This is a genomic window from Conexibacter stalactiti, from assembly GCF_033542075.1.
Taxonomy (GTDB): domain Bacteria; phylum Actinomycetota; class Thermoleophilia; order Solirubrobacterales; family Solirubrobacteraceae; genus Conexibacter; species Conexibacter stalactiti.
Map to the genome: position 1 here is coordinate 1 of NZ_JAWSTH010000066.1, position 18,214 is coordinate 18,214.

General features: G+C 72.4%; 18 protein-coding genes. 7 read left to right on the forward strand and 11 right to left on the reverse strand.

The window, feature by feature from the left end; all coding sequences use genetic code 11:
• Nucleotides 1–175 precede the first annotated feature (175 nt).
• Nucleotides 176–763, reverse strand: coding sequence for a cadmium resistance transporter (locus R7226_RS20880; protein ID WP_318599248.1), 588 nt, complete (start codon nucleotides 761–763; stop codon nucleotides 176–178).
• A gap of 74 nt (nucleotides 764–837) precedes the next feature.
• Between R7226_RS20880 and R7226_RS20885 the strand changes: the two genes are divergently transcribed.
• Nucleotides 838–1,449 carry a hypothetical protein gene (locus tag R7226_RS20885; protein ID WP_318599249.1) on the forward strand — a complete coding sequence of 204 codons (612 nt, stop codon included), beginning with the start codon at nucleotides 838–840 and terminating at the stop codon, nucleotides 1,447–1,449.
• 13 nt (nucleotides 1,450–1,462) lie between these two features.
• Here R7226_RS20885 and R7226_RS20890 read toward each other — a convergent pair whose 3' ends face one another.
• The 5 genes from R7226_RS20890 to arsB form a co-directional block, all read right to left on the reverse strand.
• Nucleotides 1,463–2,578 carry a carboxylate-amine ligase gene (locus tag R7226_RS20890; protein WP_318599250.1) on the reverse strand — a complete coding sequence of 372 codons (1,116 nt, stop codon included), beginning with the start codon at nucleotides 2,576–2,578 and terminating at the stop codon, nucleotides 1,463–1,465.
• Nucleotides 2,575–3,534: a manganese catalase family protein gene (locus R7226_RS20895; protein ID WP_318599251.1), complete on the reverse strand. Its 960-nt coding sequence runs from the start codon at nucleotides 3,532–3,534 to the stop codon at nucleotides 2,575–2,577. The genes R7226_RS20890 and R7226_RS20895 overlap by 4 nt, the downstream gene beginning before the upstream one ends.
• A gap of 38 nt (nucleotides 3,535–3,572) precedes the next feature.
• Nucleotides 3,573–4,757, reverse strand: coding sequence for an alcohol dehydrogenase catalytic domain-containing protein (locus R7226_RS20900; RefSeq protein ID WP_318599252.1), 1,185 nt, complete (start codon nucleotides 4,755–4,757; stop codon nucleotides 3,573–3,575).
• A 90-nt stretch (nucleotides 4,758–4,847) separates the two neighbouring features.
• Complete coding sequence (locus tag R7226_RS20905; protein WP_318599253.1) at nucleotides 4,848–5,240, reverse strand: arsenate-mycothiol transferase ArsC; 393 nt, start codon at nucleotides 5,238–5,240, stop codon at nucleotides 4,848–4,850.
• Nucleotides 5,240–6,391 (reverse strand): ACR3 family arsenite efflux transporter, encoded by a 1,152-nt coding sequence (gene arsB, locus R7226_RS20910; protein WP_404827884.1) that lies wholly within the window; start codon nucleotides 6,389–6,391, stop codon nucleotides 5,240–5,242. Before arsB ends, R7226_RS20905 begins: the two co-directional genes overlap by 1 nt.
• A 35-nt stretch (nucleotides 6,392–6,426) precedes the next feature.
• Between arsB and R7226_RS20915 the strand changes: the two genes are divergently transcribed.
• The 3 genes from R7226_RS20915 to R7226_RS20925 all read left to right on the forward strand — a co-directional run bounded on the left by R7226_RS20915 (nucleotide 6,427) and on the right by R7226_RS20925 (nucleotide 8,542).
• The gene (locus tag R7226_RS20915) at nucleotides 6,427–6,780 is read left to right on the forward strand and encodes an ArsR/SmtB family transcription factor (protein ID WP_318599255.1); all 354 of its coding nucleotides are present in this window, start codon (nucleotides 6,427–6,429) and stop codon (nucleotides 6,778–6,780) included.
• Nucleotides 6,768–7,574, forward strand: coding sequence for an arsenite methyltransferase (gene arsM / locus R7226_RS20920; protein WP_318599256.1), 807 nt, complete (start codon nucleotides 6,768–6,770; stop codon nucleotides 7,572–7,574). The genes R7226_RS20915 and arsM overlap by 13 nt, the downstream gene beginning before the upstream one ends.
• Before the next feature lie 140 nt (nucleotides 7,575–7,714).
• Entirely contained in the window at nucleotides 7,715–8,542 is an 828-nt protein-coding gene (locus R7226_RS20925; RefSeq protein WP_318599257.1) for an alpha/beta hydrolase, read from the forward strand.
• A 12-nt stretch (nucleotides 8,543–8,554) separates the two neighbouring features.
• On the opposite strand, the gene R7226_RS20930 is transcribed toward R7226_RS20925, so the two are convergent.
• From R7226_RS20930 to R7226_RS20945, 4 genes are all read right to left on the reverse strand, one after another.
• A complete protein-coding gene (locus R7226_RS20930) occupies nucleotides 8,555–10,006 on the reverse strand; it encodes a hypothetical protein (protein WP_318599258.1) in 1,452 nt (483 codons plus the stop codon).
• On the reverse strand, nucleotides 10,006–11,235 hold the full coding sequence (locus tag R7226_RS20935; protein WP_318599259.1) for a hypothetical protein: 1,230 nt from the start codon (nucleotides 11,233–11,235) through the stop codon (nucleotides 10,006–10,008). The genes R7226_RS20930 and R7226_RS20935 overlap by 1 nt, the downstream gene beginning before the upstream one ends.
• Nucleotides 11,236–11,334: 99 nt before the next feature.
• Nucleotides 11,335–12,033, reverse strand: a complete 699-nt coding sequence (locus tag R7226_RS20940; RefSeq protein WP_318599260.1) for a sulfotransferase family protein — start codon at nucleotides 12,031–12,033, stop codon at nucleotides 11,335–11,337.
• Nucleotides 12,034–12,132: 99 nt separating this feature from the next.
• Nucleotides 12,133–12,738 carry a DUF2867 domain-containing protein gene (locus R7226_RS20945; RefSeq protein ID WP_318599261.1) on the reverse strand — a complete coding sequence of 202 codons (606 nt, stop codon included), beginning with the start codon at nucleotides 12,736–12,738 and terminating at the stop codon, nucleotides 12,133–12,135.
• 95 nt (nucleotides 12,739–12,833) lie between these two features.
• Between R7226_RS20945 and R7226_RS20950 the strand changes: the two genes are divergently transcribed.
• Together R7226_RS20950 and R7226_RS20955 are read left to right on the forward strand one after the other, a co-directional pair.
• On the forward strand, nucleotides 12,834–13,382 hold the full coding sequence (locus R7226_RS20950; RefSeq protein WP_318599262.1) for a TetR/AcrR family transcriptional regulator: 549 nt from the start codon (nucleotides 12,834–12,836) through the stop codon (nucleotides 13,380–13,382).
• A gap of 46 nt (nucleotides 13,383–13,428) precedes the next feature.
• Nucleotides 13,429–14,046 (forward strand): TetR family transcriptional regulator, encoded by a 618-nt coding sequence (locus R7226_RS20955; protein WP_318599263.1) that lies wholly within the window; start codon nucleotides 13,429–13,431, stop codon nucleotides 14,044–14,046.
• A gap of 12 nt (nucleotides 14,047–14,058) precedes the next feature.
• Here the strand turns inward: R7226_RS20955 and R7226_RS20960 are convergent, their stop codons facing one another.
• Nucleotides 14,059–14,640: a TetR/AcrR family transcriptional regulator gene (locus R7226_RS20960; RefSeq protein WP_318599264.1), complete on the reverse strand. Its 582-nt coding sequence runs from the start codon at nucleotides 14,638–14,640 to the stop codon at nucleotides 14,059–14,061.
• A 156-nt stretch (nucleotides 14,641–14,796) separates the two neighbouring features.
• Here R7226_RS20960 and R7226_RS20965 point away from each other — a divergent pair, with 156 nt between their 5' ends.
• Nucleotides 14,797–18,183, forward strand: a complete 3,387-nt coding sequence (locus R7226_RS20965) for a glycosyl hydrolase (protein ID WP_318599265.1) — start codon at nucleotides 14,797–14,799, stop codon at nucleotides 18,181–18,183.
• The last annotated feature ends 31 nt before the right edge of the window (nucleotides 18,184–18,214 follow it).

Below are 18,214 nucleotides of genomic sequence, written 5' to 3' on the forward strand. Positions count from 1 at the left end.
CTCGTGGAAGTCGATCTCCCCCTCGGTCGTCTGCGCTCTGAAGTTGGGGGCGGTGTCGCCGATTGTCAACGCCATGTCAGGGTCCCTTTCGTCGCCAATACCGTGAAACTCGATCTAGATTGGATAATAGCTCGACCGCCGCATGGTCAAGGGGACCTGGGTCCATGCCGGGCGGTCAGTGCCGGAAGAGATCGGTGACGATCAGGGCGCCGATCGCGACGAAGACCACCGGCACCAACCAGGCGCCCCAGCGCTCGACCACCGTGGTCGCGTGGCGGTGCGAGGCGAGCAGCGCGCCGGCCCCGCACCAGACGGCGACGAGCGCGGCGAAGACGGCGACCGTGAGCGCCACCTCGGCCAGCGTGAGCGCGCGGAGGATCGGCGTGTAGACGGCGACGTTGTCGGCGCCGTTGGCGATCGTCACCGCCGCGATCGCGAGCACGCCGGCGGCGACCGGCGGCGGCGGGTCGTCGCGGTCGGCGCGGGCGGCGGCGAGCAGCCCCCGCAGGCCGAGCGCGAGCGGGATCAGCCCGAGCAGGCCGATCCAGCGGTCGGGCACGAGCGTGAGGCCGAGCGCGGCCAGCAGCGCCACGCCGACCAGCAGCCCGATCCCCAGGTACTGGCCGGCCCAGATCTGCCACGGCCGCGGCCGCGCGACCGTGCGGCTCGTCGTGAACAGGAGCGCGAGCACGAGCAGGTCGTCGACGTTGGTGCCGGCGAAGGCGCCGGCGGCCGCCGCGGCGACGCCCAGGGGATCTTCCACGGCGCGGCACGATAGCGGCGCCCGCGCCGCTCGGGCCGGCCCGGCCGCCCGCCGCCGAGCCCGAATCGGGGACGATGCACGCCAGCGGCACGCAGTCGGCGAGATGGCGGATGACGCGGCCGATGCGCATCACGGCGATCGACAACCGCGGCCTGCCGAGAGGCATGCTGGGCGCCGGCACCCCCGCGTTCACGCTCGGCGGGGTGCTGCGGCAGCCGCGCGTGGTGGCGAGCGTCACGCGCACCTCCGCGGTCACCGATCACGAGCCGCCGCCGGCCTGCGAGGGCGGCGGCTGCGGCCCCGCGCGCACGGTGCAGCTGCCGCAGGCGTGCGGGACCAGAACGCTCGCGTTCGACTTCCAGAACGACGGCTTCAGACAGTCGGGCGATCGCCTCACCGTGATCCCGCAGCTGAGACCGGGGACGAGAACGTACGTCAACTGCGCACCCGACGCCGGGATCGTGCTGACCGAGGGCGACTCGCTGCTCAGCCCCGGACTGCTCGCGGTCGAGCAGATCAGCGGCGTCCGCCGGGTCTTCGGGCTTGCGCGCAGAGCGAGCGTGACGCTGCGCGCCAGCAACGAGAACTACGGCGGCGACTGCAGACTGACGTCGCCGCCGCGGCCCGACCTGTTCGAGTGGTGCTACACGACCAGCACGGCGGTCACGTTCACGCGCGTGAAGTGATCGCCGGCCGCACCTACGAGACCGCCCCCGCCGCTGTCAGCGCCGTCGTCTCCCGCAGCAGCGTCCCCATCCCGCCGATCGCGTGGATGCCGCGCTGGCGCCCGGCGCCGCCGCCGCGCTGCACGAGGCCGCGCAGCGACTCCAGCTCGTCGGCGCAGTCCAGCTCGCGGGCGTGGCCGCGGGAGACCGCGAGCGCGTCTTCGAGCAGGTCGGCGACCGGCCGCAGCCGGCCCTCCGCGTCGGGCAGCCGCGCCGCGACGCCGTAGCGCGCGGCGCGGAAGACGCCCTCGTCGAGCAGCTCGCCGGGCGGTCCCCCTCCGCGGTCGTGCTCGCTCTCGTGGCGAGCGAGACAGTGGACGAGCGCGACGAGACCGGCGAGGTCGTCGAGCGAGGTCTGCGCGTCGAGCGCGCGGATCTCGACGGTGCCGAGCCGCGGATGCGGGCGCAGCTTCCACCAGAACCACGTGTAGTCAGGCACATCCGCGGCGCGCGCCAGCAGCGCGCTGGTCGCGCAGAAGTCCTCGAAGTCGCGCATCGCGCGCGGCACGCCGGAGCGCGGCCAGCCGCGCGTCGTGACTTCGCGCGCCGACGCCAGCCCCGTGTCGCGGCAGTGGCGGAAGGGCGAGTTGGCGCCGAGCGCCTGCAGCAGCGGAAGGTGGCGGCGCAGGCCGTTGAAGGCGTGGATCGCCGTCTCCGCGTCGGGCATCCCGACGTGCACGTGCAACCCGCTGACCGGCGTCGCGACGGCGTCGCCGAGCAGCTCGCGGATCCGTTCGTAGCGCTCCTTGTCGGTGATCTCCGCCTCGCCCTCCGCGGCGGCCGGGTGCGTCCCGGTGCCGAGCAGGCCGGCGCCGGTGGCGATCACCGAGCGCCGCAGCCCGCCGAGCGTGCCGACCGCCTCCGACGCCGTGCGGCAGACGTCGGTGATCAGCTCGACCTGGCAGGCGTGCAGCTCGCGCTCGACCCGTCCGTCGAGCGGTCCCAGCCGTTCGATCACCGCCGTCGAGGCGTTGATCTGGTCGCCCGTGACGGGGTCGACGAGGAACAGCTCCTCCTCGACCCCGAGCGTGAAGGGATCGCCGGCGCCGAAGCGGCTGGCGCCCGCCGTCTCCGCAGCCGCCTCGCTCACGCGACCTCGCCCGTCGGCTTTCTCGGCAGGCCGGCCGCGACGCGCAATCTCGCCGCGATCTCGGCGATCTCCTCCGGCGCGAAGTCGGGCGCGAAGACGCCCGGCTGCGGCGGCAGGTCGTTCGGCAGCGCGCCCTCGGGCATCGGCTCCTCGGCGACCGTCAGCTCCTCCCCCGTCTCCGGGTGCGGGCCGTTGAAGACGGCGCCGATCTCGAGGAAGTCGGCCGGCGAGAAGCGGTAGAGCTTGAGGTGCTCACCGCGGTCGATGTGCGGTCTGCACTCGGGGATCTTGTCGGTCGGGATCCGGGGCGACGGGAACAGTCTCATCAGGTTCGCGCCGGTCAGGTTCTCCAGGGCGCGCGCGTAGGCGATCTGATGGACGCCGCCGCGCACGAGCAGGTAGCCGGTCAGCGCCCGCGCGGCGGGGTGGTCGACCATCTCGTAGACGCGCAGCTTGCCGCTGCGGGCGCCGGTCTCGAGGAAGAAGTTGTGCGTCAGGTCCTCGACGAGGTCGCCCGAGGAGAAGACATAGTCGCCGTTCCACGGCTTGCCCATCGAGTCCTGCACGACGGCGCCCGCGCCGCCCGGCGCGAGGTAGTGCTGCGTGTTGCGCACGTCCTTGAGAGCGCCCAGCGGGGTGCCGAGACCTCTTCTGCGCCCTCTCCCTTTTCTGTCCAGCAGCCCCTCATCGGCGGTGCCGGTCAGCATCGTGTTGATCGTCGCCGAGACCAGCTCGATGTGGCCGAACTCCTCCGCCGCGATCGACGCGAGCAGGTCGTAGAACGGCCGCGCTCCCTGCCGGTTGCGGAAGTTGAACGACTGGTACGTGTAGTTCATGAACGTCGACATCTCGCCGAACTTGCCGCCCAGCAGCTCCTGGACGGCGGCCGCGCCGTTCGGATCTGGAGCGGACGGCGGCGGCAGCTCGGTCTGCAGACGGTCGATGCGCAGGATCATGGGTTCTCCTCCTGGTCGAATGACGGACGGGCGAGCACCTATGGCTGGAGCAGGACCTTGAAGGCGCCGTCCTGCTTCTTCTGGAAGATCTCGTAGGCGTGCGGGGCGTCGTCCAGCGGCACGCGGTGGGTCGCGAACTGCTCGACGCCGAGCGGGTCGGCGTCGTCGCCGACGAGCGGCAGCAGGTCGTCGATCCAGCGCTTCACGTTCGCCTGGCCCTGGCGGATCGTGATCTGCTTGTCGAACAGCTGCAGCAGCGGCATCGGGCTGGCGGCTCCGCCGTAGACGCCGGAGAGCGACAGCGTGCCGCCGCGGCGCACCAGCTCGATCGCCATGTGCAGCGCGGCGAGCCGGTCGACGCCGGCGGTCTGCATCAGCTTCTGCGCCGCGACGTCGGGCAGCAGCGCGGTGAGCCGGTGCGCGAGCTTGCCGACGGGCGAGCCATGCGCCTCCATCCCGACCGCGTCGATCACCGAGTCGGGGCCGCGGCCGTCGGTCAGCTCGCGCACGTAGCCGGGCAGGTCGTCGTGGTCCCTGAGGTCGATCGCCTGCACGCCGTGGCCGCGAGCGCGCGCCAGCCGCTCTGGCACGAGGTCGATCGCCAGCACCTGCTCGACGCCGCGCTGCTGCGCGATCCGCGTGCACATCTCGCCGATCGGCCCGAGCCCGAGCACGAGCAGGCTGCCGCCGGGCGGCACGTCGGCGTACTCGACCGCCTGCCAGGCGGTCGGCAGCACGTCGGAGAGGTAGACGAAGCGGTCGTCGGGCGGCCCCTCGGGGACCTTGATCGGCCCGTACTGCGCCTGCGGCACGCGCAGGAACTCCGCCTGTCCGCCGGGGACCTGGCCATAGAGCTTCGTGTAGCCGAGCAGCGCGGCGCCGGTGCCGTATTCGCGCGTCTGCGTCGTCTCGCACTGCGACTGCAGCCCGTCGCCGCACATCAGGCAGTGGCCGCAGGAGACGTTGAAGGGGATCACGACGCGGTCGCCCGGGGCGATCTGTCTGACCTCTGAGCCGACCTCCTCGACGATCCCCATCGGCTCGTGGCCGAGGATGTCGCCCGCGTCGATGAAGGCGCCGAGCACCTCGTAGAGGTGCAGGTCGGAGCCACAGATCCCGCTGGAGGTGACCCGCACGATCGCGTCGGTCGGGTGCTCGATGCGCGGGTCAGGGACGGTGTCGACGCGCACGTCGTGGACGCCGTGCCAGGTCAGTGCTCTCATTGCGGGAACCTCCTCGAGGTCGCGGTCGATCCGACCGCTACCCGCATCGAGCGGGCCTCACGCAGGAGAGTCGCGGGCGGGCCGGCGCGGCTAGCTCAGCTCGCCGAGCAGCGCCTTCACCCGCGCGCCGATCTCGTCGCGGATCGCGCGGACGGCGTCGAGCTCCTGGCCGTGCGGGTCGCTCAGCTGCCAGTCGAGGTAGCGGCGACCGGGGATGTACGGGCAGGCGTCGCCGCAGCCCATCGTGACGACGACGTCGGCCCAGCGGGCGTCGTCGTCGCTCAGGCGGTGCGGGATGCGGTCGGCGAGGTCGATTCCCAGCTCGCGCATCACGACGACGACCTCGGGGTGGACCTGCGCGGCCGGGGTCGTGCCGGCCGAGCGCGCGGTGTGGCCGCGGCCGGCGGCGGCGCGCGTGAAGAGCGCCTCGCTCATCTGCGAGCGGCCGGCGTTCTGGAGACAGACGAAGAGGACGTTGGCCATCAGGTGGTCTCCTTTGCGAGCTGCGGGCGGGCGGGCGCGTCATGCGGCGCGGGGGCGTCGGCGAACCAGCGCCGCCGCATCCACAGTGCGACGTAGACGAGCGCGACCAGCACCGGCACCTCGATCAGCGGGCCGACGACGCCGGCGAGCGCCTGCCCGGAGGTCGCGCCCCAGACGCCGATCGCGACCGCGATCGCCAGCTCGAAGTTGTTCGACGCCGCGGTGAAGGCGAGCGTGGCAGTGCGCTCGTAGCCGAGGCCGAGCCGTACGCCGGCGAGGAACGAGAGCGCGAACATCAGCGTGAAGTAGACGAGCAGCGGCAGTGCGATCCGCGCCACGTCGAGCGGCGCGTCGGCGATCGCGTCGCCCTGGAGCGCGAACAGCAGCGCGATCGTGAACAGCAGGCCGTAGAGCGCGAGCGGGCCGATCCGCGGCAGGAAGCGCTGCTCGTACCAGTCGGCACCACGTCGCCGCACGCCGACGACGCGCGTCAGCCAGCCCGCCAGCAGCGGGATCCCGAGGAAGATCAGCACGGTGCGCGCGACCTCCCACATCGACACCTCGAAGCCCTGCGCGTCGAGGCCGAGCAGGTCGGGCAGCGCGGTCAGGTAGAACCAGCCCAGCAGCGAGTAGGCGACGATCTGGAAGAGCGAGTTGATCGCGACCAGCAGCGCGGTCGCCTCGCGATCGGCGCAGGCGAGTTCGGTCCAGATCAGCACCATCGCGATGCAGCGCGCGAGGCCGACGACGATCAGCCCGGTGCGGTACTCGGGCTGGTCGGCGAGGAAGATCCACGCGACCGCGAACATCAGCAGCGGTCCGACGATCCAGTTGAGGACCAACGAGCTGACGATCAGGCGGCGCTCGCCGCGCAGGCGGCCCAGCTCCTCGTAGCGGACCTTCGCCAGCACCGGATACATCATCAGCAGCAGGCCGAGCGCGATCGGCAGCGAGACGGTGCCGATCTGGAGCGCTTCGAGCGCGTCGTCGAAGCCGGGGATCAGCGCGCCGAGGCCGAGGCCGACGGCCATCGCGACGGCGATCCAGAGCGGCAGGAAGCGGTCGAGCGTCGAGAGGCGGCCGGCGACCGCCTCAGCGGCCGGGGCACGGTGCGGCGACGAGGTCGAGGTCACGCCGTCCACCCTATCCATTGACATCCATCACTTCAATCGATATTTGTAGATAGATGCCCGTCGATCTGGAACTCGCGCCCAAGACGAAGCGACCGGCCGGCGAGCCGTGCTGCGTGCCGGTCGTCTACCCCGACGTCGACCGCGCGCAGGCGCTGCGGCTCGCCGAGGTCGCGAAGGCGCTCGGCGACCCGATCCGCCTGCAGCTCGTCGACGTGCTGCGCAAGCACGCCGGCAAGGTCTGCGTCTGCGAACTGGTGCCGCTGTTCGACATCAGCCAGCCGACCCTCTCCCACCACCTCAAGAAGCTGCGCGCGGCCGGAATCGTCGACTCCGAACGTCAAGGACTGTGGGCCTACTACTACGTCCGCCCCGATGCGCTGAAGGAGCTGTCCGCATGGCTGACCTGACCAACACCACCACCACCGCCGACGCCGACGCGATCCGCGAGGCCGTGCGCGAGCGCTACGCCGCCGCGGCGCGCACGAGCGCGACCGACCAGCCGAACGGCGCCGGCTGCTGCGGACCGGCCTCCGCGACGCCGGTCTCGACGACCGACGCGCAGGGCCGGGAGGTCTTCGGCGCGACGCTCTACGACGGCGCCGCCGCCGAGGCGCCGGAGGCCGCGGTCGCCGCCTCGCTCGGCTGCGGCGTCCCGACCGCCGTCGCCGACCTGCACGAGGGCGAGACCGTCCTCGACCTCGGCTCGGGCGCCGGCGCCGACGTGCTGATCGCCGCCCGCCGCGTCGGCGCCACCGGCACCGCGATCGGACTCGACATGACCGACGAGATGCTCGACCTCGCGCGCGCCAACGCTGCTGAGGCCGGCGTCGCGAACGTCGAGTTCGTCAAGGGCTACATCGAGCAGCTCCCGCTCGCCAACGGCAGCGTCGACGTCGTGATCTCCAACTGCGTCCTCAACCTCTCCGCCGACAAGCCGCGAGTGCTGCGCGAGGCGGCGCGCGTGCTGCGCGACGGCGGCCGCTTCGCGATCTCCGACGTGATCGCCGACCCCGACATGGACGCCGCCACCCGCGCCGACATGCAGCAGTGGACCGGCTGCGTGGCCGGCGCGCTGACGCGCGCCGAGTTCGAGCAGGCGCTCACCGACGCCGGCCTCGCGCAGATCGAGATCCGCGAGACGCACCGCGTCCACGAGCACGCCGCCGCCGCGATCGTGCGCGCGGTCAAGCCCGCGCGATAGCGCGGCTCAGAGCGGCGGGCGAGGCCGGCGGCCGCGGCCGTCTGATCCGCCCGCCGCAATTCACGTGAAATTCATCGACGTGCGCCCGTCCCCGCTATAGGCTCGCGCCTCCGCTCACGCCTCCCGAAAGGACCCGGCCCATGTCGTCCGAGACGACCGCTCCCGACACGATCGTGCTGGTGCACGGATTCTGGATGACGCCCCGCAGTTGGGAGCATTGGATCGCGCACTACGAGGCCGCGGGTTACCGCGTGATCGCGCCGGCCTATCCGGGCTTCGACGTCGAGGTGGAGGCGCTCAACGCCGACCCGACGCCGATCGAGCAGGTCACCGTGCCGCAGATCATCGAGCGGTACGAGTCGGCGATCAAGGAGCTCGACAAGCCGCCGATCATCATCGGCCACTCGGCCGGCGGCGCCTTCACGCAGATCCTGCTCGACCACGGCTTCGGTGCCGCGGGCGTCGCGATCAACTCGGCGCCGACCGAGGGCGTCCCGGTCGCGCCGCTGTCGCAGCTGCGCTCGACCTTCCCGGTGCTGAAGAACCCGGCCAACCGCCACCGCGCCGTCGGCTTCACGCACGAGCAGTTCCAGTACGCCTTCACCAACGGCGTCGACGAGGAGCTGTCGCGCAGACTGTACGAGCGCTACGCGATCCCGGCCAACGGCGGCATCCTCTGGAACAGCGTGCTCGCCAACATCCAGCCGGGTCACCAGGACACGTGGGTCGACTACAAGAACGACGACCGCGCGCCGCTGCTGTTCATCTCCGGCACCCAGGACCACATCATGCCGCCGGCCGTCCAGCGCTCGAACCACAAGCACTACAAGTCCGACACGGTCACCGAGATCACCGAGTTCGAGGGCCCGCACTTCATGGTCGCCCTGGAGGGCTGGGAGAAGATCGCCGACCACGCGCTGGCGTGGGCGCTGGAGCACAGCACGACGGAGGCGATCTCCCCCAGCTGAATCGAGGTCTCGCTACCGCTTCAGCGTGACCGACGCGCGCACCTTGCCGGCCTTCAGCGCGAGCGTCAGCGACCGCTGGCGCTGCAGGCGCTTGCGCGCCTTCGCGCTGAAGCGCAGCGTCACCCGCGCGCTGCCTGATCTGCCGACCTTCGCGCGGCCGCTCGCGACGGTCGTGCCGCGCGCGCTGGCCGTCACCTTGACCGTGCCGGCCGGCAGGCCGGAGAGCTGGACCGGCAGCCCGCGCTTCAGCGCGACGCCGAGCGCGACGCGCTTGGGCAGCGTGATCGCGGCGCCGCGCGGCGGCTTGACGGTGTCCGGCTTCGGGGTGACCGACCCGCCGCCAGGGAGCGGCCCGCCGCCGCCACCCACGACGCCGCCTCCGCCGCCTCCACCGCCGCCGCCACCGGGGTTCTCCGGCGGCAGCGGCCGCGCCGGCGGCACATCCGCGGGTCCCCAGTCGGGGCTCGTCGCGCCGGGAATCAGCAGACGCGAGCTGTACTCCCCTTCTCTCACCTCCGGACATTCGTCGGCGATCTCCGGCAACGGCAGCACGTTGACGCCGTGGGCGTCGGCGAAGGCGAGCTGCCGGCCATCGGGCGACCACGACGGCGAGCTGTAGCGGCCGTCCCCCGCGTCGCCTTCGAGGTAGAGGCAGTCGTCCGGCGCGTGCGGATAGCCGCCCATCGCGCGGTAGATGAACATCTGCTCGTCCTGCTCGCCGGTCACGAAGACCATCCGCGACTCGTCGGGCGTCATCTCGCCGTCGCCGAGACCGCCTCTCGCCGCCGGCTCGAAGAACCACGGCGAGACGCCGCCGGGCAGGCCGCTGGAGTCGTCGCCGGGCGTGTGCACGACCGCGTCGCGGTTGCCGACCTGGATCGGGTCCGACAGCAGCGTCTCGCCGTCGGCGTGCCATGACGGTCCGACCCAGCCGGTCTGCTCGCTCCAGCCCGGCTTGTCGAACGGGCTTCTGCCGTCGGGCGAGATGTAGCCCGTGCCCTGGCGGCTGTAGACGGTCTGACAGCCGGTCGACGGGTTGCAGTTGGGCGTCGAGCCGGTCTGCGTGTAGTACCAGGTGTAGGCGATCTTCATCCCGTTCGGCGAGATGACCGGATCGAACGGGCCGCGGAACGGCGTCTCCGGGATCGAGTAGGAGTGCGGCGTGCGGATGTCGTATCTGGTCGTGCCGTCGGCGTTGATGATCTCGCCGCGCGGGTCGAAGGTGCGGATCCTGTCGCCGTGCAGCGCGACCATCCGGCCGCTGTCGGCCTGCGAGACGGTCGAGTAGCCGCCGTCGAAGGTGACCTGGTACTGGCGCGCGCCGTCGGGCGTCGTGAGCCAGACGTTGCCGTCCTTGACGTAGGCGATCGAGTCGGCCGAGGCGGCGGCCGGCGCGAGCAGCAGCGCGGCGCCGACGGCGGCGATCGAGGCGCGCAGGCGCCGGGCTCTGGTCGTCGTGCGCATCAGCGGGTCACCTTCAGGGTCGTGGTCGTCGTCCGTCCGCTCACGCGGTCCTTCAGCGCCACGACGATCACGGCGCCGCGGCTGCGCAGGAGCTGCTTGCGGGCGCGCTTGGGGACCGTCAGGGCGACCGTTCTCGCCTGCGCGGCGCGCGGCAGCTGCAGCCTGATCGCGGCGAGCGTGCGCGGCTTCTTCGGTCTCGCGCCGGGGACGCGGATCGTCGCCGAGCCCGTGCAGCCGGCGGGGCAGGCGGCACGGAAGGTCAGTCGCGCGCCCTTCGCGTCGAGTCGCGCGCGCTGCTTCGCCGGCACGGTCGCGCTCGGCTGCGATCTCTCAGGCGCGGTCGTCGGCGGCGCCGGGGCCGGCGGCACGGCGACCGGCGGCGGGGTGACCGGCGGCGGGGTGACCGGCGGCTGCGGCTGGTCGAGCGAGACCTTCTCGAGCGTGATCGTGCCGCGGAATCTGACGGTGCAGCGCTTCAGGTACGGCTGCTCGGCGAGCGTCTCGGGGCAGTAGGCGGCCTGACCCTCGGCCGGGCCTTCGAACAGCTGGATCACCTTGCCGGCTCTCGTCGCCTCCTCCGGCAGGTCGAAGCTGACCGCCAGCGGGCCGTTCACGCCGGAGAGCTCGTCCTCCGGGATCGGGCTGTTGAGCGTGAACGAGCGCGGCCCGGCGCCGCCGTTGGGGCCGGTGTCCGTGCAGGTGACGTCGACGAGCAGCTCGTCGGCGAGGTTGAGGATCAGCGAGGCGCCGACGAGCGGCGTCAGCGGATCGGCGCGCAGCGACGTGCGGCCCTCGTCGTTCTTGTTCTGGCCGGCGCCTCTGCACTCGGTCGCGCGCTCCCACCAGTCGTCGGCGTTGTCGTCGAACTCGCGCTCGCGCGTCGTGATCGTGCCGGTCGTGGTGGCGGTGTGCTGGTCCTCGCCGGTCGCGCCGATGATGCGGCCGCCGGCGGCGCGGTCGATGCTGGCGAGGAAGCCGGCGGTGACGTGGGTGGAGGTGGCCAGCGACGCGTCGTGCTCGAACTCCGTCGAGTGCGACTCGCCGCTGTAGGAGGTCTCGACGATCGCGTCGACCTCGACGCCGTACAGCTCGATGCCGGCCGCCGCGGCCGGGCCGGCGCAGGCGAGCGACGCCAGGCCGGCGGCGAGCAGCGCCGTGCCCGCGCGGCGGGGCCGCGCGCGGGTGGTGTCGTCGTTTCGGGGGGGTCTCGTGAGAGGCAGCTGGAGCATGCCTCCACGATCGCCCCTGCCCTGCCAAACCGCCGCGGGGAGCCACCCCAGGGTTCGCCCCACACTCCCCCCTGCCATGACAGGGGGTCAGGTTCGGGCTCAGGCCGGGTGCGTGTCGGCCCACCAGCCGTCGAGCGCTCTCAGCGAGCCGCCGATCAGCATGTCCTTGAAGCCCTGCGTGTCGTTGACGTGCGGCAGCGGCTGGTCCGGAACCGCCACGCCGAGCGCCTCGCAGATCGGCTCCCAGCCGTCCTTCGGCGACCAGACCACGAGCCGGTCGGCCGGCACGTGCGCCTTCACCTGCTCGTTCCAGCGCTCCATCGCGCCGATCAGCGACGCGCGGTCGTGGTGGTTGCCGGCGTAGGGGCCGTACTGCTCGAAGGAGATGCTGGCGACGACGTCCATGTAGCGGCGCCACAGCTCGTCGACGTGGTAGCGGGCGCGCAGCACGTGCGCCATCACGGAGTCGCCGTAGAACATCGCGTAGACGGTCTCGCGCATGCTCGCCTCCCACGCCTCCCCGTCGCGCACGCTCAGCAGCACCTTCGCGTCGGGGTAGACCTCCATCAGCTCTCTGTAGAAGAAGGCCGACGGCCAGTCGACCGTCGTCACGTAGCCGTCGAAGATCGTCGCCCAGTCGGCCTTGCCGTCGCGCGCCGCCTCCCACAGCGGAACGCTGCGCTCGAGGTCGGACATCATGTCGCGCATGTGGTAGCAGCGCCCGATCCCGAGCATCTCCAGCGCCACCATCTGCGTCGTCGTGGCGGTGCGGGCGACGCCGGCTCCGATCAGCTTCATCAGGAAAGGCTCCTCTGTCAGTCGGGCGGATGTGCGCCGGGGCCGTGCGACGCGAGAGCCATCATGACGACAGCGGCCGCCCGGCCGCCGCCCGGCGCGTCAGGCGCGCGTCACCGCGGGCTCCCGGTCGCGCGCCTGCCACTCGCGCTCGATCTGCCGCATCGCCGGCGGGTAGACGATCAGGTGCCGGAACGGCCGGATCGCGGCCATGTACGCGCTGCCGAGCCGCCCGTTGGGCTTCACGAGGACCGCCATCTGGCCGCGGTAGCCGCCCTCCCCGTCCGGCACCCAGCCGATGTGCATCACGCCGTGCATCGTCGCGTTGGCGACCTCGGCCGCCCACTCGTCCTCGAGCAGGTACAGCGAGGTGAAGGGCATCGTCGCGAACCGCGGGCCGGACGGAGCGTCGCGCAGATCGTCCGGCATGCGGTCACGCAGCGTCTCGACCCTGCTGCCGACACCGGTCTCGTCGTCGTCCCAGCCGAGCAGGCCGCCGACCTTCCAGCGGATCGCCCACAGCGCGCGGGCGACGCACGAGGGGCCCTGCGCCGGATCGCCCGCGGCGAAACGCTCCACCAGCCTCGGCAGGTCCTCGCGCCGGCCGCCGGGCGTCGGCAGCGCCCACACGTCTTCGAGCCGGAAGTCGGGGGTCAGCTCGTGGATCCGCCACGGCCGGGAGGTGTGCGCGCTGTTCGGGAGCTGCATCTCGGTCGCCTCCATCCATACGGTGCCGTATGGAATGAGCCTAGCCACCGAGATCCGGTGTGTCAATCTGCTGCCGAACGCGATAGAAGTGGGCGATGGCCGCCACCCGCACCCCGCGCAGCAGCTGGATCGACGCCGGCCTGCGGGCGCTTGCCGCCGGCGGCCCCGACGCCGTCCGGATCGAGCCGCTGGCACAGGCGCTGGGAGTCTCCAAGGGCGGCTTCTACTGGCACTTCGACAACCGCGGGGCGCTGCTGGAGGAGATGCTCGACGCGTGGGAGCGGATCAGCATCGAGGAAGCGATCGCGCAGGTCGAGCAGGAGGGCGGCGACGGCAGGACCCGGCTGCGGCGCCTGTTCGCGCTCGCCTCCGCCCGCGGCGACCTGCTGCGGATCGACCTCGCCGTGCGCGACTGGGCCCGGCGCGACCCGGCCGTCGCCGCCCGCCTGCGCCGCGTCGACAACCGCCGCGCCGACTACCTGCGCGCGCTGTTCGGCGACTTCTGCGCCGATGAGGGCGACGTCGAGGCCCGCTCCCTGCTCGTCGGCGCGCTGTGGATCGGCAACCACTTCATGGCCGCCGACCACGGCGCGCGCAGCCGCGCCGACGTGCTGGAGCTGGCGCTGAGACGGCTGCTGGCGTAGCCGCGTCGAAGCGTCACGTCCTTCGCGCGCACGACAATCGACCGCGATGCCGACACCAGGAGCCACCGAACCCGACGAGCGCCCGGCCGCCGCCGCGGCGCCGTCGCTGCGCGAGCGCAAGCGCGCCGCGGCGAAGGCGAGAGTCGTCGACGTCGCGATCGCGCTGTTCAGCGAGCGGGGCTACAACGCCGTCTCGGTCGCCGAGATCTGCCAGGCGGCCGACGTCGCCCAGCGCAGCTTCTTCCGCTACTTCCCGGCGAAGGAGGACGTCCTGCTGGAGCCGGTCCGCGAGATGGCCGATCGCATGCAGGCCGCGCTCGCGCAGGCCCCGCCCGAGCTGTCCGACGCCGAGGCGCTCGACGGCGCGCTGCGCACCCTCGCCCGCTACATGCTCGACGACTGGGAGCGCCTCGCCCCCTACTTCCGCGTCGTGCAGGAGACGACGGCGGTGCGCGCGTCACCGGTCGTCCAGCTCGCCGACCGCGAACGCGCGATGGCCGACCTGCTCCACGCCCGCCACCACAGGGGCGGCAGCGCCGACTGGCACACCCGCCTGCTGGTCGCGCGCGCCGTCGCCGCCTACCGCGTCTGGCTCGACGAGTTGCGCACGACCACGGTCGAGGAGCCGCTCGCGCACCTCGACCGGATCCTCGCCGCCCCCTGAGCGGGGCTCGCGTCAGGGCAATTCGAAGCGCGGCCGCGGGGCGAGCGCCTCGCGCAGCAGCGTCATGCCGCGATCGAACGGCGCGTTGGCGTCGGCCTGCCCGGCCAGCTCGGCGACCGCGCCGGCGAGCGCGACGATCACGGAGAAGTCGGTCGGGCGCAGGTCGTCGCGGACGCGGCCGGCCGCCTGCGCGCGCCGCAGCGGCTCGGCGATCAGCTCCTGCGTCTCGCGGCGCAGCTCCTCGCGCAGCGCCGGCGGGACGTCCTTGTAGGCGGCGACCTCGAGCAGGCCGGGGTTGTCGCGGATGCCCGCGGCGGCCAGCTCGATCAGCGCGAGAAAGGCGTCGGCCGGGTCCTCGACGGCGTCGCGCGCGCGGCCGAGCTGGGTGACGAAGTCGCGCATGAGCGCTTCGAGCAGCGCCTCGCGCGTCGGGAAGTGCCGGTAGCGGGTCGCTCTCGCGACTCCGGCCAGCGCGGCGACCTCGTCCATCGAGATGTCGGTGCCGTCGCGCTGGACGACCTGCTGCGCGGCTCTGAGCAGCGCCTCGCGGTTTCGTTGCGCGTCGGCGCGCGGTCGCTTCGTCGCTCTGGTCACCGCCGCGCTGAGTATGACGCCTCGCACCGCCCGGGAGCCGAGCCGAAAAGTTAAACGGGTGCTGCCACCCGTCTTTGCTGTACGATCGTGATCGTTCCTGTTGTGTTTTGGGATGCGTCCCGGGGACCGGGGCGTCGCCGTATCGGAGGAGACGAGATGAGACGATCGAAGGCGCCGTGCATCGCCGCGGCGCTCGCGCTGGCGGCTGGCGTGACGACGGCAACGGCCGGCCCGGCAACCGCCGCGCTGGCGCCCCACCCGGAGCCGCTCGTGCAGCCGCAGGCGTTCAAGACGCCGGCGAGCGACGTGCGGCCGCAGACGCGCTGGTGGTGGGGCCAGTTCTTCGGCAACGGCCTGCCGCTGGGACCGATGAGCGTCGCCGAGACCCGCAGGGAGATGCGCGAGTTCGCGGCCGCCGGCTTCGGCTCGGTCGAGATCGCGTTCGGGCGCGCGAACTGGGCGACCGCCGAGCAGCGCGAGAACCTCGAGGCCGCGCTCGACGAGGCCGACAAGCTCGGGATGACCGTCGACATGACGATCGGCGCGAACTGGCCGGTGACGACGCCGAACACGAGAGCGGGCAGCGGCCTCAGCCAGCAGGAGCTGCAGTACGGCCGCGCCGACGTCACCGGCGGGACGACCTTCGACGGCCCCGCTCCGGCGCCCTATGACGACGCGGCCAACGCGCGCGGCGGCAGACTGTTCGCGGTCACCGCCGCGAAGGTGCTCGACGCCGGCCCCGCGGTCACGAGAGTGAACGCGCCGCCGACGACGAGCACGGTGCTCGACCCCAGCTCGCTGGTCGACCTGACCGCGGAGGTCGACGCCGGCGGGAACCTGACCTGGGAGGTGCCGGGCGAGGGCAGCTGGATCGTCTTCGCCTTCTGGCAGCGCGACGCCAGACAGGACGTGATCGACGCCTTCGACGCGGCGCCCGTCGCGGCGGCCGGCCGCTACGTCGGCGAGCACCAGTTCACCGACGGCGCCGCGGCGCTGCTGCGAAAGGCCGGCGGCTCCTTCTTCGAGGACTCGCTGGAGCTGAGAGCCGAGGGACTCTTCTGGACGCACGAGATGGCGGCGCGGTTCGAGCAGCGCCGCGGCTACGGCGTCAGACGGCTGCTGCCGCTCTTCTTCCAGCAGGGCATGAACAGCTTCTGGGTGCCAGAGTTTGAGCCGGTCGCCGACTTCGAGCTGCCCGAGCAGCAGGGCAGACGGATCCGCCACGACTACTACGAGACGCTCACCGACCTCTACGTCGACGAGCACCTCCAGAGCTTCCAGGACTGGGCCGACAGCCGCGGCGTGCAGTACCGCTCGCAGGCGGCCTTCGGCCAGAATCTCGACACGATCCGCTCGGCGCGCGAGCTGGCACGGATGGGCGGCCTCGCCGACACCGAGTCCTACAACGCCGGCGACCGCCAGGTCAACGACCTCGTCGGCAACAGAGACCGCTGGCGCTTCGCCTTCGACATGCATCGCAACGTCTCTTCCGGAGCGCACCAGGGCGGCTCGAGCGAGATCAGCTCCGAGCTGGGCGCGCAGGGCGGCAAGGCGTACTCGTTCAACATCGGCGACTACAAGACGATCATGGACAAGGAGTGGGCCGCCGGCACCTCGCGCATCACGCTCCACGGCGCCAGCTACCAGGGCACGACGGCGAGATGGCCGGGCGACACCGCCTTCGGCGAGTACGTCTCCGACTCGTGGAACGCAAGCTGGCCGCAGTGGGCGCACTGGAAGCCGATGAGCGACTACTGGGCGCGCGGCACGACCGTGCTGGAGACCGGCACCCCGCGCACCGACGTCGCGATCTACCGCGACGGCTTCGTCACGATCGCGGCGACCGGCCAGGTCGAGGTCCCGCGCGCGGGCCTCTTCGACGCGCTCGCGCTGGAGCGGGCCGGCTACTCGCTCGGCTACCTCGATCCGAACGGCGTGATCGACCGCGACGCCGAAGGAGACGGCGTGCTGTTCCCGCGCGGCCCGCGGTACCGCGCGATCGTGATCGACGAGCGCGCGCTGCCGGCCGCGGTCGCCGAGCGGCTGGCCGAGGAGGCCGAGCAGGGCCTCGCCGTCGTCTTCGTCGGCGAGCTGCCGAATCGCGACACCTCCTACAAGAACGCGACGAGAGGCGACATCCGCGTCCAGCGCGCGATCGAGCGCCTGCTCGACGCGCCGACGGTCGCGCGCGCCGCCACCCAGGCCGATGCCGCCGGCGCGCTGCAGCGGCTCGGCGTCGTGCCGGACGCGCGCTGGTCCACCCCGGTCCAGGTCTACTCGCAGCAGCGCGAGACGAAGACCGCCGACTACTACTACCTCTACAACGCGACCAGCGACGAGGTGACCTTCGACGGCTCGTTCGCGTCGAAGGGGCGGCCGTACGCGCTCGACCTCTGGAACGGCGACATCACCCCGCTCGCCGCGTTCAGGCAGGACGGCGAGCGCACGTCGATCCCGCTGACGCTGCCGCCGCTCGGCACGACGGTGCTCGCGATCCGCAAGGACGAGCCCGTCCCCGCCCGTCACATCGTCTCGGCGCCCAACGACGAGCTGGTCGTCACGGGCGAGCAGACCGTCGAGCTGCGCGACGTCGCGGGCGGTCCGCGCGAGGTCCGCTTCAGCGACGGCACGAGCAGCTCGGTGAACGTCCCGCCGCTGCCGGCGCCGCTGACGCCGGCCAGCTGGCAGCTGCACATCGACGGCGCCACCGCCACCGGCACGGTCCCCCACGACCTCGAGCTGACCGAGCTGAAGCCATGGGTCCAGATCCCGGGGCTCGAGAGAGTCGCCGGCGTCGGCACCTACACGACGACGCTCGACCTCCCCGCCGACTGGACTGCCGCCGAGCGCGGCGCGCTGCTGCAGCTCGGCACCGTCCTCGGCACCGTGCGGATCTGGGTCAACGGCAGCGAAGCCGGTCCCGGCACCGTCGCGGCGCAGCGCCGCTGGGACGTCTCCGCGCTGCTGAAGCCCGGCGCCAACGAGCTGAAGGTCGAGGTCGCCACGGCGCTGCGCAACGCCGTCCCCTCCGGCTTCGGCCCGTTCGTCAGATTCAGCGAGAGATACGGCCTGCTCGGTCCGGTCCAGCTGATCCCCTACGGCCGCGCCGCCGTCGACCTGAAGGCGCCGGTCGTGACGCCGCCGGTCGTGAGACCGCCGCTGCCGAACCCGCCGGTCGTGAGACCGCCCGCGGCGAGACCGCCGGTCACGAGAAGAGCTGCCGCGAGAGCGCCGACGCTGCGCGTGACGAGATCGGTGCGGCTGGCGCGGCTGACCAAGCGCGGTCTCGTGGCGGTCGTCGCCGTCCCCGCGCGCGGGAAGATCACCTTCAGCCTGACGCACGCCAAGGTCCGCTACGCGACCGTCACCAAGACGGCCGGCAGAGCGGGCAGCCACCGGATCGTCGTCAAGCTCGGCAGCAGAGCGAAGCGCCGCCTCGCGACGCGGACGCGTGGCAAGGCGGTCACGCTCACGCTCACCGCCAAGGTCACGAGCGGCGGCAGAACCCGCACCCTCACCAGCCGCATCGAGGTCCGCCGCTGACGCACTCCCTCCTCCCTCGCGACCGCCGCGG